We start from the raw sequence: 12018 nt of genomic DNA, 5'->3' as shown, positions 1-12018 counted from the left end.
GTATGGCGGATGTGACGGTGTGGGGGACGGTGCTTTCGGCACCGGCCCGGGCCACGGCGGGAAGCTGCAAGGTGATCGTGCCCCTGACGGCGGCGACCCCGGCGGAACTGGCCGGACTGGCGGTGCAGGCGGCGGAGGCAGCGGACCTGCTGGAAGTGCGGCTGGACGCCCTGGAAACCCTGACGCCCCGGACGGCGGCCCAGGCCCTGGCGGCGGTGCGCAAGGCAGCGCCCAAGCGGGCCATCCTGGCCACGGTGCGCACCGCCCGGGAGGGCGGTCCGGCGGACCTGACCCCCGAGGAATATGCTGCCCTGCTGGAAGGACTCTGTGAGGAAGCTCCCGGCGGGTTCGACCTGCTGGATGTGGAGTTCTCGGTGGGAGAGGCCCTGCGGGGGTCCCTGCTGGGGGCGGCCCATCAGGCGGGGGCCGCGGTGGTGTTCAGCTGCCACGACTTTGACAAGACGCCGGTGACCGGCGCCATGACCGACCTGCTGGTATCCATGGCGGATGCAGGGGCGGATGTGGCCAAGCTGGCCGTGATGCCCCGGGACGCGGCGGATGCGGCCCGACTGCTGCAGGCCACCGCCCAGGCGGCGGCCCGACGGCCGGAGACGCCCCTCATCACCATGGCCATGGGGCCCATGGGTGCGGTGACCCGGCTGTGCGGCGGGGCTTTCGGGGTGTGCGCCAGCTTCGGCGCCGTGGGCGGCGCCGCCAGCGCCCCTGGCCAGCCCGACGCCCGGGATCTGCGGGCAGCCATGGAGGCGGTGGGGAAGGCGATGCAATAAAACTTCCTTGCGTAGCCTTTTGGTAAATGGTGGTTGCTATGGCGGACGGCAGTCTGCCGGTTGGTCCTTCCTTTTTGTCACCAAAAAGGAAGCGAAAAAGTGCCACCGTTTCGATGCGGTGGACGCCGACCAGGGCTGCGGCTTTTCCTATCGTGTCCGGCACGATAGGAAAAACAACACGAAGTGTTGATTCCTCTATCACCCGGCCGCGAACAGCGGCCATTGGTTGGTCGAAGAACCTTGCCCCGCTGGGATGCGGCCACCTTACGACGGCCTTCTCACCGGCTGGGGCCGGTGAGCAAGGAATGGATTAAAATGACGTTTCAGAAGCTTTCCGATAGAGAGGAAGGGCTTCGCGTCTACATAAACAACCAAAAAATAAAGCAGACAGCCCTTTGCGGACTGTCTGCTTTTTTCGGTGTTTATCCCCGCGGTGGCACAACGCTGGAATCGGTGCTGTAGCCCTGCAGGTCGGTGGGGGTCAGGCTGGAGGACCAACGGCCATCGGCCTGGGCGGCGTTCCATTCGTCCCAGGCGGCCTGACTGCGAATGGCCGTGCCGCTCAGGTACTTGTCATCCCAGGGGTTGGCCGGGTCGGGATCGGTAGGGTCCCAGCCCCGCAGGGTCTCGTCGGCGGGGTCGGTGTAGATGGTGCCCGGTTTGCCCATGGGGCCGGGGTCGTTCTCGTCGTCGTAGATGATGACCCGGGTGCCCAGCTCACAGTTGTCGTAGATCCATTTCACGTCCGCCACGGCCAGCCGGATGCATCCCAGAGAGGCCAGGGTGCCCAGCTTGTTGTACTCGTCGTATTCCAGGTCGTCCTTGTGCTGGCTGTAGTAGGGCACGCTGTGGAAGAGGTAGGAATCCCAGATGCGGGTGGAATACTGGCCGTACACATTGCCGCTGAGCAGCCGCCAGGGGTAATCCACCGGGGTGGCGAAGAAGCCCAGGGGGGTATCCGAACCGCCGGAGCACACCATGGCCATATAAGGCACGGTGTACCGCTTTTCCTCGTCCAGGGTGTAGACGGTGACGGTGGAGGCCGCCCGGTTCACCGCGATCAGGTAGGGAAAGCCCGCCTTTTCACCGACATTGATGCCTTCCTTGACAAAGAACTCGTCGGAACTCAGCCGGTCCATCAGCTCCTTGCCCCGCTGGTTCCAGGTATCCGGGTCGGTGACAGCGGGCGCCGTGCCGGTGGTGTTGGCGGACGCTGCGGCGGTGGCCTCGTCGATGCGGGCCTGGGCCGGGTCCGGGGTGGGCTCGGTCACAGGGGTTTCCGCCTCGGTCCCGGCGGCCACGGCGTCGGAGGCGGCGCCGCCGGCGGGGGCGGTGTCCGGTTTGGGGCGGTTGAGCAGCAGGAACACGCTGGTGCAGATCAGCACAAGGGCTGCCAGACAGACGATCAGCCTGACCCGTGCCTGACGGCGGCGGGCAGCCCGGCGGGCGGCGGCCCGCCGCTTGGCAGCAGCGGTCACCGGGTGCTGCGGTACATAGGATGCCCGGTCAGGGCGGCGGTCGGGTCGGCGGGATGTGGGCATAGGAAACTCCCCTTTTCAGTGTGGATGGAAAAGCGCAGGGCTCTTCAGTCAGTATATGCGGCGGAAGGGGGAAGGCGGGGCGCTGCCAGTATTTACCGGTTTACCGGCCGTAGCAGTCCCGCACAAAGCGGCGCAGGGCCTCAAAGCTGCGCTCCACCTTTTCGGTCTCGATGCAGTAGGCCATACGGAAGTAGCCCGGGCAGCCGAAGCCGTCGCCGGGGACCAGGGCCAGGTCATAGTCCTGGGCCTTGCGGCAGAAGGCGGTGGCGTCCGCCTCCAGGGCCTTGGGGAAGATGTAGAAGGTGCCGCCCGGTTTGAGCACCGTAAAGCCCAGCCGCACCAGCTCGGCATAGATCAGCTCCATGTTGCGCTCATACACCGAAAGGTCGCTGGTCACGTCCAGGCATTCGGCCACCGCCAGCTGGATCAGGCTGGGCGGGCAGTTATGGCCGGTGCCCCGGCTGATCTGGCCGCACATGGGCACGATGAGCTCGGCTTTTTCGCAGGCCGGGTTGGCGGCCACATAGCCGATGCGCTCCCCGGGCAGGGAGAGGCTCTTGCTGAAGGAATAGCAGGTCAGGGTGTCGGGGTAATAGGCGGCGGGGTGCTGCTGGGCGGCGCCGCCAAAGACGATCTCCCGGTAGGGTTCGTCAGAGATCAGGAAGATGTGGTGGCCGAATCTGGCCGAAGCGGCCTGCAGGCAGGCGGCCAGGTTCCGCAGGGTCTCGGGGCTGTAGGCCACGCCGGAGGGATTGTTGGGGGTGTTGATGAGCACCGCGGCGGTGTCCTTGTCCAGCAGGGCTTCCAGGCCGTCAAAGTCGATCTGGAAATCCTGTACCCGGGGCGGCACCACCCGCAGGGTCATGCCCGCGCCCTCCACATAGGGGGTGTACTCCGAGAAGAAGGGGGCAAAGGTAATGATGTTCTGCCCTGGCACCCCCACGCAGCGCAGGGCATGGGCCAGGGCCCCGGCAGCGCCGGTGGTCATGAAGATGTGGTCGGCGGTGTAGGGCACCCCGAACCGGCTGCGCAGGTTTTCGGCCACGGCGGCCCGCACCGAGGGGATGGTCAGGGTGGGGCTGTACCCGTGCAAAGTCACCGGGTCGCAGGTCTGCAGCAGGTGCAGCATGGTCTGGGTGAACTTGGGCGGGCAGGGCACGCTGGGATTGCCCAGGGAATAGTCAAAGACGTTCTCGTACCCGATCTCCTTGCCCCGGGCGGTGCTCCATTCGGACAGCTGCCGGATGACCGACTTGCCGCCCAGCATGTCCACATAGTGTTGTGCGATCATACAAACGATACCCCTTTCCGTAACTCAGCGGCCGGGATGGCCCAGCACGATCTGTTCCAGTTGTTCGGCGTCGGCGGCCAGGTATCTGGCGCCGGCCTGTTCCAGTTCCTCCCTGGTCCGGAAGCCCCACAGCACCCCGCAGCCGTCCAGGTCCGCATTGCCCGCCGTCTGCATGTCCACGTTGCTGTCCCCCACATAGAGGGTGTCGGCCGGGTCGGCCTTCAGAAAGGCCAGCAGGGCTTTGGTGCCTTCCGGTGCGGGCTTGGTGGGCACTTCGGGCCGCTGGCCCCGCACCACCGCAAAGAGGGACATATCAAAGTAATCGGCCACCACGGCCTGGGCCAGGGCGTCCGCTTTGTTGGAAAACACCGCCATCTGCACCCCGGCGGCGTGCAGATGCTGCAGCATGGCCTTGATGCCGGGATAGGGGGCGGTCTTGTCCCGCATATGGGCGCCGTAGTCGGCCTTGAACCAGTCCAGCGCCGCGGCCAGGATCTCCGGGGTGCGCTGCTCCGGCGGGGCCAGGCGTTCGATGAGTTTGGGGATGCCGTTGCCCACAAAATAGCGGTAGGCGTCCACGGGATGCTGTTCCCAGCCCTGATGGGCACACAGCCGGTTGCCGGCGTCGGCCAGGTCGTCCAGCGTGTTGAGCAAAGTGCCGTCCAGATCAAAGATCACGGTCTTGTACATACTTTCCACCTCTGCAAATCCTTATGTGTTCATTATACCGCGGCTGTCAATCGGGGCGGAATTTGTAAAAGGTGTAAAAACAGGGTGCCAAATGCATAAAAGTATGGTATGATAAAGGATACAATAGGGGGACATAATCATGGATTTACTTGTGGAAATTTTGAAAGCCGTGGTATACGGCGTGATCGAGGGCGTCACCGAATGGCTGCCCGTTTCCAGTACCGGCCACATGATCCTGGCCGAACAGGTGCTGAAATTCCAGCTCAGCGACGCCTTTATGGAAATGTTCCGGGTGGTCATCCAGCTGGGCGCTATCCTGGCGGTGCTGGTTCTCTACTTCAAAAAACTGTGGCCCTTCTGCCGGGACAACGGGCGGGACAGCGGCTTCGGCCGGCATTTCCGCTGGCCGGTGATGCGGCTGTGGTACAAGATCATCGTGGCCTGCCTGCCCGCGGCGGTGCTGGGATTCCTGCTGGATGACTGGCTGGATACCTACCTGTACAACAGCATCACGGTGGCCGCCATGCTGATTATCTACGGCGTGGCCTTCATCCTCATCGAGCGCCGGCCCCGTCCGCCCCGCACCACCAAGCTCAGCCACATCGGCTACAAGCAGGCACTCCAGGTGGGCGCCTGGCAGGTGCTGGCCATGATCCCCGGCACCTCCCGCAGCGGCGCCACCATCCTGGGCGGCATGCTCTGCGGTCTGTCCCGGCCCTGCGCCTCCCAGTTCACCTTCTTCCTGGCCATCCCGGTCATGGCCGGCGCCAGCGCCCTGAAACTGGTCAAGTTCTTCCTGGACGGCAATACCCTCACCGGCACCGAGGTCATCGTGCTGCTGGTGGGCTGCGTGGTGGCCTTCCTCATCTCCATGCTGGCCATCCGGTTCCTGATGGACTACGTCAAGCGCCACACCTTCACCGTCTTCGGCTGGTACCGCATCGCCCTGGGCGTTGTGGTGCTCATCATCTGGGGCGTGCAGACCTTTGTGCTGAAAGCCCCTGCCGCGGCGGCCTGAATCCGGACGCAGCGACCCCATACACGAAAAAAGACCCGCTCTGCCAATGGCAGGGCGGGTTTTTGCAGTTTCTGCGCAGTTTTTGGAAAAACTCAGCGGCGCCGGCGGGAACGGGGGCGCATCTGGTGGGACATGAGGGCGAAAAACACGATCATGCCAAAGAGGGCGGCTGCGGCGATGACCAGCAGCACCAGCTGGAATACCTGGGCATTGAACCCGGATTTGAGGGTGGCGGTGGCTTCGTCCAGGGCGTCGGACACGGCGCCGGAGGAAGAATTGGCCGCACCGGCGGCGCTGCTCAGGGCGCCCAGGGCGGCGTTGGCGGCATCACTTTCGCCCAGGGCGTTCAGGGCGTCGGACAAGGACTGCCCGGACATGGCCTTGAGGGCGCTGCCGTCGGACTTGACCTGCTCCCCGTTGACGGCGGAGGAAAGGTAATCCGCAAAGACGTAGGCCGCACCCCGCAGGGCGGGCTCGGCATCGCTGTTGATGGTCCAGCCGTCGGAGGTCCACATCCCCTTGAGGTAGAGCAGCAGCTGCATGCCGGCGTCGGAGGTCAGGGTGGAGTACACCGTTTCCCGGAAATCGTTGGTGTTGCCGGTGTTCACATTGCCGAAGCTCAGGGCGGTGAAACGGTAGGCCCGGTCATAGTCGGACAGGTCGGCGTAATAGGTGCGCATCAGGTCGGCCAGGTTGGTGTCCGCCGTGAGCTGGGAGCCGATGTTGATGGAGTCCAGGTCGGCCCGCAGGTCCTCGGCCCCGAAAGTGCTGGTGCCGTCCTCCGAACCCAGGGAACTCTGCATCAGGGAGATGTAGCCGTCCACGTCGGAGGCCTGTCCGCTGAACTGCTGGGCCAGCTCCATGCAGTCGCCGCCCCAGCTGCCGGTGATGGGCACCCCCCGGTAGACCAGGTTGATGGAGGCCAGCAGATGGCCGAAATCAATGGACTGACCGTTGGGCAGGCTGATGTTGCCCATCCCCATCAGGTCGGCCAGGTCCCCGTTCTGGTCCAGCACATAGGTCTCGAAATCCGGGTCCTTGGACCCGGCGGTGAGCTGCCAGACCGTGTCGTTGTAGGCACCCATGCGGGTGTAGGCCAGCATCAGCTCGATGGGGTCGGTGTCATCCCCCTGCTTGTCCGCATAGCTTTCGGCCAGGGACTGCAGCTCGCTGAGCTGGTTCAGGGTGGTGTCGAAATCGTCGGCGGCCAGGGCCGGGGTGGGCATTCCTACGGCCAGCAGGCAGGCCGCTGCGCAGCCCGCCAGGGCGCGGCGCAGACCTTTGCTTGAGAGTATCGTGAAAAAGCACCTCCAAGGCTCAAACCAAGCGCGGCGGAAGATTTCTCCCGCCGTGCACGGCAATTGTAATCAAATTGTATCCTTTAGTATACCATAACCGCCGCGGCCTGTCACGCGGTAAAATGTGAAATTCCAGAAATTTGCAAAATGGAAACATCGGTCTTATAATACCACCATGGGGTTTTGTCCCCCTGATTCGGAAATTATCCGGGAAAGGCTGTGTTATCATGGAAAAAGCAACCGTGTATTATACCGACTTCCGGGTGCATGCGGGCACCAATCTGCAGGAAAAGCTGGAAAAACTCATCAAGGCCGCCGGCATCGACCAGATCGACATGGACGGCAAGTTCGTGGCCATCAAGATCCACTTCGGGGAACCGGGCAACCTGGCCTTCCTGCGCCCCAACTGGGCCAAGACGGTGGCCGACGTGGTGAAATCCCAGGGCGGTCTGCCTTTCCTCACCGACTGCAACACCCTGTACCCGGGCCGCCGCAAGAACGCCCTGGAACACCTGGGCGCCGCCCAGGAGAACGGCTTCTGGCCCATGACCACCGGCTGCCAGGTCATCATCGGTGACGGCCTGCGGGGCACCGATGACATCGAGGTGCCGGTGCCCAACGCCGAATACTGCCCCACCGCCAAGATCGGCCGGGCCATCATGGACGCGGACATCGTCATCTCCCTGAACCACTTCAAGGGCCACGAGTCCACCGGCTTCGGCGGCGCGCTGAAGAACCTGGGCATGGGCTGCGGCTCCCGCGCCGGCAAGATGGAACAGCACAAGTCCGGCAAGCCGGTGGTGCAGCCTGGTCTGTGCCGCAACTGCAAGCAGTGCGCCAAGGAGTGCGGCTCCGACGCCATCCACTACGACACCGGCAAGGCGGTCATCGACCAGGATCTGTGCAAGGGCTGCGGCCGGTGCATCGGCCGGTGCAACTTTGACGCCATCTACGCCCCCGACGACAACGCCAACGCCCTGCTGGACTGCAAGATGGCGGAGTACGCCATGGCCGTCTGCCACGGGCGCCCCAACTTCCACATCAGCCTGGTGGTGGATGTGTCCCCCTTCTGCGACTGCCACGGGGAGAACGACGCCCCCATCGTGCCGGATATCGGCATGTTTGCCAGCTTTGACCCGGTGGCTCTGGACCGGGCCTGCGCCGACGCCGTGCTGGCCGCCCAGCCCCTGCCCGACAGCCTGCTGGGCGAACACCGGGCGGACAAGAATTTCACCTGCTGCGGTGACAACTTCATCGACGTGACCCCCGCCGCCACCTGGCGGGAGTGCCTGGACCATGCGGAGAAGATCGGCCTGGGCACCCAGGACTATGTGCTGAAGAAGGTGTGAGCATGACCGACAACCAGACCCTGCGGGAGCTGTACGCCCGCAAGTCGGTGCGGGCCTTCACTGATGAGCCGGTCACGAAGGAGGAGCAGGCCGCCATTCTGGAGGCCGCTTTCCAGGCGCCCACCGCCGGCAACCAGCAGCTGTACACCATCCTGAACATCACCGACCCCGACCTGCGCCGGACCCTGGCCGATTTGTGCGACCACCAGCCCATGATCACCAAAGCACCTTTCTGCCTGGTGTTCCTGGCGGACTGCCGCCGCTGGCCCCGGGTGTTCCGGGCAGCGGGGCAGGAAATCCGGGACCCCGGCCCCGGGGACCTGCTGCTGGCCGTGGCGGACAGCTGCATCGCGGCCCAGAACGCCGTGACCGCCGCCGAAAGCCTGGGCATCGGCAGCTGCTACATCGGGGATGTGCTGGAAAACTGCGAGGAAATGCGCAAAGCCCTGCACCTGCCGGCCCATGTGGTGCCTGCGGCCATGCTGATCTTCGGCCGCCCCACCCAGCAGCAGAAGGACCGGGCCAAGCCCGTCCGCTTCCCCCGGGAAGCGGTGGTGTGCGAGAACCTCTATCGGGACCGCACCGAGGAAGAGCTGCGGGCGGATTTTGCGGCCCGGGCCGGGGGCGAGTACGATTTTGACGCCAAGATCCCGCCCTTCTGCGCCTTCAAGTACAACAGCGATTTCAGCAAGGAGATGAGCCGCAGTGCGGCCGTCTACCTGAAGGATTTCACCTTCGGCGTGGAATAAACCACAAAACAAAGGAGCCGTCCCGGCCGGGGCGGCTCCTTTTGTCATGCGCAAAACCTTACGGTTGGGCCAGGGCCTTGGTCAGCTCCACGAACCGGGCCACGTCCGGGATGGGGTCCAGCTGGTAGAGCAGGCCGTAGGGGATGGTGAAGTCCCAGTCCACCGGCAGGGTCACCAGGGAGGGGTGGACCTCCGCCCAGCAGTCCAGGGTCATGAGGGGCTGGCGGGTCTGGGCACAGCGGTTGAACACTTCCAGGTCGTAGAACTGGGAGGTGTCCTCGATCCGGATGGCCGGGTGGCGCTCGATCTCGTCCCGCACCCGGTCCACCGAGGGGGAATCCCCCCGTTTCACCATCATCAGGGTCTGGCCGTACAGGTCCCGGATGGTCAGCTTTCCCCGGGCGGCCAGGGGATGGTCCCGGGGTACCGCTATGCAGTGATGGTACCGTCCCAGGGGCAGGAACCGGCACCGGTCCAGCCACTGGCGGGAATCGCAGGCCCCGATGAGAAAGTCGAACTTCACCCCCAGGGCCCCGATCTCGTTGAGGATGCCCTGGTGGTCGTCCTCAAAGGGGACGATGTGCAGCCGGTAACCGGGAAACTGCCCGGACAGCCTGTCCCACAGATCCATGAAGGGCTTGCAGGGGTTGAGGATGGAGGTGCCCACGCAGAAGGTGGTGGCCGCAAAGTCCGCCGCCGCCCGGGCCTCCTGCACCGCTTTGGCCGATGTCTCGAACATCTGACGGGCATACCGGTAGATGACCTGCCCTTCCGGGGTCAGGGTCACACCCCGGCGGCCCCGCACAAACAGGGTCAGATCCAGGTGCTTTTCCAGGGCGTTGACCTGCTTCATCACGGCTGTGGGGGAGATGTACAGGCTTTCCGCCGCCTTGTTGAAGCTGCCCAGGTCCGCCACCCGGACAAAAACGGTGAGCTGGGGATTGAACATGGGACAACCTCCTGACAGTAGAAACTTTTGGTTGATACTATGGTACAAAACCGGCACTTCCCTGTCAAGGGGCGGCGGGGTACAATAAAGAAAAAGGTCAGAACAACAGGAGGTCTGCGATATGGACTGGAACGAACTGAAAGAGACAAGCATCTTCCCCGTGGGGCAGCCCAACGACGCCTACGCCCGGTTTTTTGACGGCCAGAGCTGGCTGCAGAGCCTGTCCACCGCCCAGGTGGGCATTGCCAACGTGAGCTTTGAGCCCGGGTGCCGCAACCACTGGCACATCCACCACGCCAAGCAGGGCGGCGGCCAGATCCTGCTGGTCACGGCAGGCCGGGGCTACTACCAGGAATGGGGCCAGCCCGCCCGGGAACTGCACCCCGGGGATGTGGTGAACATTCCGCCGGAGGTCAAGCACTGGCACGGCGCCGCCAAGGACAGCGCCTTCCAGCATCTGGCCATCGAGGTGCCCGGGGTGGAGACCTCCAACGAGTGGTGCGAGCCGGTGGACGAGGCAGAGTATCAATTGTTACCCTGAATTGCTATTGCAAGGGCTGGTCACAATGTGATACCATATTTTTCAGATAGGCCGCATTGCGGACCGACAACCTTTTGCAAAGGAGAATCCCGTTTTATGGAAAACAAGAACCAAAATTCCCGGGTACAGAACCTGGCCCTGGCCGCCATGTTCATGGCCATCGGCCTGGTGCTGCCCTTCCTGACCGGCCAGATCCCCCAGATCGGCAGCATGCTGCTGCCCATGCACCTGCCGGTGCTGCTCTGCGGGCTGATCTGCGGCTGGCAGTACGGCGGTCTGGTGGGCTTTGTGCTGCCCCTGCTGCGCTATCTGCTCTTCGGCATGCCCCCCATCTATCCCACCGGCGCTGCCATGGCTTTTGAGCTGGCCGCCTACGGCATCCTGGCCGGCTGGCTGTACGCCCACTCCCGCTGGAAGTGCGTCAAGGCCCTGTACGTCTGCCTGATCGGCGCCATGCTGGGCGGCCGTCTGGTCTGGGGTCTGGCCGAAGTGCTGCTGCTGGGCCTGGGCGGTTCCGGGTTCACCTGGGCGGCCTTCCTGGCCGGGGCCTTCACCAACGCCATCCCCGGCATCATCCTGCAGCTGGTGTTCATCCCCGCCTTCATGGTGGCTTTGGACCGCACCGGTCTGCGCCGGTTCAGCCACGCCCACAACCCGGCCAAAAAAGAAAGCTGAACCCCCAAAATCAGGACTTTCCCCGGCCCCTTTCGCCCACCCCGCGGCGGAGGGGCCTTTTTTGATGGCCGGGGGCTTGTCAGCCGCCGCAAAGATGATACAATAAAATCAAAGTAAGGCCGCGGCTGCGGGTCGGGCCGGAATACAGGAGGAAAACAGATGATCTATCTTGGCGTGGATCTGGGCGGCACCAACATCAAGGCCGCCCTGGTAGAGGAGGATGGCCGCATCCTGCGGGAGGGCAGCCGTCCCACCCGTCTGCCCCGTCCGGCAGAAGCGGTGTGTGATGACATCGCCGGTTTGTGCCGGGAACTGATGAAGGAAGAAAAACTGGGCACCGCCGATGTGGCCTGCGTGGGTGTGGGCTGCCCCGGCACGGTGGATGACACCACCGGCATGGTGCTGTACTCCAACAATCTGGACTGGGCGGACTTTGCCATGGGGGATTACCTGCACAAGGCCCTGGGCATGCCGGTGCGTCTGGCCAACGACGCCAACGCCGCCGCTTTGGGCGAGGCTTTGGCCGGCTGCGCCAAGGGCGCCCAGAGCGCGGTGATCATCACCCTGGGCACCGGCGTGGGCGGCGGTGTGGTGCTGGACGGCAAGCTGCTCACCGGCTACACCGGCGCCGCCGCCGAACCCGGTCACATGGCCATTGACGGCAGTGCCGACGCCCCCCTGTGCACCTGCGGGCGCCGGGGCTGCTTTGAGGCTTTTGCCAGCGCCACCGCCCTGATCCGCCAGACCCGGGAAGCCATGCAGGCCCACCCCGAAAGCGGGCTGTGGAAGCTGGCCCCCACCCTGGAAGAGGTCACCGGCCGCACCGTCTTTGATGCCCGGGATGCCGGGGACCCGGTGGCCGCCCAGGTGGTGGACAACTACATCGGCTATCTGGCCGCCGGTGTGGCCAACCTGATCAACATCTTCTTCCCCCAGGTGGTGGGGCTGTCCGGCGGCATCGCCAACCAGGGCGAAGCCCTGCTGGTCCCCCTGCGGGCCAAGGTGGAGCCCCTGGTCTTCGGTGCGGCCCACGCCCACAAAAAGACCACCATCACCACCTGCACCCTGGGCTATCGGGCCGGGGTCATCGGCGCGGCGCTGCTGGGCCGCACCGCCCGCTGAACGTACA

General features: G+C 64.5%; 12 protein-coding genes. 7 read left to right on the top strand and 5 right to left on the bottom strand.

The window, feature by feature from the left end; genetic code table 11:
• The first annotated feature begins 2 nt into the window (after window positions 1-2).
• Complete coding sequence (aroD, locus tag AC127K_RS05850) at window positions 3-788, top strand: type I 3-dehydroquinate dehydratase (RefSeq protein ID WP_483721916.1); 786 nt, start codon at window positions 3-5, stop codon at window positions 786-788.
• 422 nt (window positions 789-1210) lie between these two features.
• Here the strand turns inward: aroD and AC127K_RS05845 are convergent, their stop codons facing one another.
• The 3 genes from AC127K_RS05845 to AC127K_RS05835 form a co-directional block, all read right to left on the bottom strand.
• Window positions 1211-2329, bottom strand: coding sequence for a L,D-transpeptidase (locus tag AC127K_RS05845; RefSeq protein WP_483721915.1), 1119 nt, complete (start codon window positions 2327-2329; stop codon window positions 1211-1213).
• A 100-nt stretch (window positions 2330-2429) separates the two neighbouring features.
• Window positions 2430-3620 (bottom strand): pyridoxal phosphate-dependent aminotransferase, encoded by a 1191-nt coding sequence (locus tag AC127K_RS05840; RefSeq protein ID WP_483721914.1) that lies wholly within the window; start codon window positions 3618-3620, stop codon window positions 2430-2432.
• Between the two features lie 24 nt (window positions 3621-3644).
• Window positions 3645-4310: an HAD family hydrolase gene (locus AC127K_RS05835; protein ID WP_483721913.1), complete on the bottom strand. Its 666-nt coding sequence runs from the start codon at window positions 4308-4310 to the stop codon at window positions 3645-3647.
• A gap of 139 nt (window positions 4311-4449) precedes the next feature.
• Between AC127K_RS05835 and AC127K_RS05830 the strand changes: the two genes are divergently transcribed.
• A complete protein-coding gene (locus tag AC127K_RS05830) occupies window positions 4450-5328 on the top strand; it encodes an undecaprenyl-diphosphate phosphatase (protein ID WP_483721912.1) in 879 nt (292 codons plus the stop codon).
• A gap of 92 nt (window positions 5329-5420) precedes the next feature.
• On the opposite strand, the gene AC127K_RS05825 is transcribed toward AC127K_RS05830, so the two are convergent.
• Window positions 5421-6554, bottom strand: coding sequence for a hypothetical protein (locus AC127K_RS05825; RefSeq protein WP_483721911.1), 1134 nt, complete (start codon window positions 6552-6554; stop codon window positions 5421-5423).
• 299 nt (window positions 6555-6853) lie between these two features.
• Here AC127K_RS05825 and AC127K_RS05820 point away from each other — a divergent pair, with 299 nt between their 5' ends.
• Entirely contained in the window at window positions 6854-7975 is a 1122-nt protein-coding gene (locus AC127K_RS05820; protein WP_483721910.1) for a DUF362 domain-containing protein, read from the top strand.
• Window positions 7976-7977: 2 nt separating this feature from the next.
• Window positions 7978-8724, top strand: coding sequence for a nitroreductase family protein (locus AC127K_RS05815; RefSeq protein ID WP_483721909.1), 747 nt, complete (start codon window positions 7978-7980; stop codon window positions 8722-8724).
• Window positions 8725-8782: 58 nt separating this feature from the next.
• On the opposite strand, the gene AC127K_RS05810 is transcribed toward AC127K_RS05815, so the two are convergent.
• Window positions 8783-9673 carry a LysR family transcriptional regulator gene (locus AC127K_RS05810; RefSeq protein ID WP_483721908.1) on the bottom strand — a complete coding sequence of 297 codons (891 nt, stop codon included), beginning with the start codon at window positions 9671-9673 and terminating at the stop codon, window positions 8783-8785.
• A gap of 121 nt (window positions 9674-9794) precedes the next feature.
• On the opposite strand from AC127K_RS05810, the gene AC127K_RS05805 reads away from it, so the two are divergent.
• The 3 genes from AC127K_RS05805 to AC127K_RS05795 all read left to right on the top strand — a co-directional run bounded on the left by AC127K_RS05805 (window position 9795) and on the right by AC127K_RS05795 (window position 12011).
• Window positions 9795-10214 (top strand): cupin domain-containing protein, encoded by a 420-nt coding sequence (locus AC127K_RS05805; protein ID WP_483721907.1) that lies wholly within the window; start codon window positions 9795-9797, stop codon window positions 10212-10214.
• A 96-nt stretch (window positions 10215-10310) separates the two neighbouring features.
• Window positions 10311-10889: an ECF transporter S component gene (locus tag AC127K_RS05800; protein ID WP_294539547.1), complete on the top strand. Its 579-nt coding sequence runs from the start codon at window positions 10311-10313 to the stop codon at window positions 10887-10889.
• A gap of 159 nt (window positions 10890-11048) precedes the next feature.
• Entirely contained in the window at window positions 11049-12011 is a 963-nt protein-coding gene (locus tag AC127K_RS05795) for an ROK family protein (RefSeq protein WP_294539549.1), read from the top strand.
• Window positions 12012-12018 lie beyond the last annotated feature (7 nt).

The sequence above is a fragment of the Subdoligranulum sp. DSM 23681 genome (assembly GCF_057005535.1).
Note: the sequence above shows the minus strand (reverse complement) of the source record. Positions and strands in the feature narration are given on the sequence as shown.

Bases quoted from the DNA above. Each gene is read 5' to 3' on its own strand.
- AC127K_RS05810 (WP_483721908.1), bottom strand. From the start codon at position 9,673: ATGTTCAATCCCCAGCTCACCGTTTTTGTCCGGGTGGCGGACCTGGGC.
- AC127K_RS05825 (WP_483721911.1), bottom strand. From the start codon at position 6,554: ATGCCCACCCCGGCCCTGGCCGCCGACGATTTCGACACCACCCTGAAC.
- AC127K_RS05835 (WP_483721913.1), bottom strand. From the start codon at position 4,310: ATGTACAAGACCGTGATCTTTGATCTGGACGGCACTTTGCTCAACACG.
- aroD (WP_483721916.1), top strand. From the start codon at position 3: ATGGCGGATGTGACGGTGTGGGGGACGGTGCTTTCGGCACCGGCCCGG.
- AC127K_RS05820 (WP_483721910.1), top strand. From the start codon at position 6,854: ATGGAAAAAGCAACCGTGTATTATACCGACTTCCGGGTGCATGCGGGC.
- AC127K_RS05830 (WP_483721912.1), top strand. From the start codon at position 4,450: ATGGATTTACTTGTGGAAATTTTGAAAGCCGTGGTATACGGCGTGATC.
- AC127K_RS05815 (WP_483721909.1), top strand. From the start codon at position 7,978: ATGACCGACAACCAGACCCTGCGGGAGCTGTACGCCCGCAAGTCGGTG.
- AC127K_RS05805 (WP_483721907.1), top strand. From the start codon at position 9,795: ATGGACTGGAACGAACTGAAAGAGACAAGCATCTTCCCCGTGGGGCAG.
- AC127K_RS05845 (WP_483721915.1), bottom strand. From the start codon at position 2,329: ATGCCCACATCCCGCCGACCCGACCGCCGCCCTGACCGGGCATCCTAT.
- AC127K_RS05795 (WP_294539549.1), top strand. From the start codon at position 11,049: ATGATCTATCTTGGCGTGGATCTGGGCGGCACCAACATCAAGGCCGCC.
- AC127K_RS05840 (WP_483721914.1), bottom strand. From the start codon at position 3,620: ATGATCGCACAACACTATGTGGACATGCTGGGCGGCAAGTCGGTCATC.
- AC127K_RS05800 (WP_294539547.1), top strand. From the start codon at position 10,311: ATGGAAAACAAGAACCAAAATTCCCGGGTACAGAACCTGGCCCTGGCC.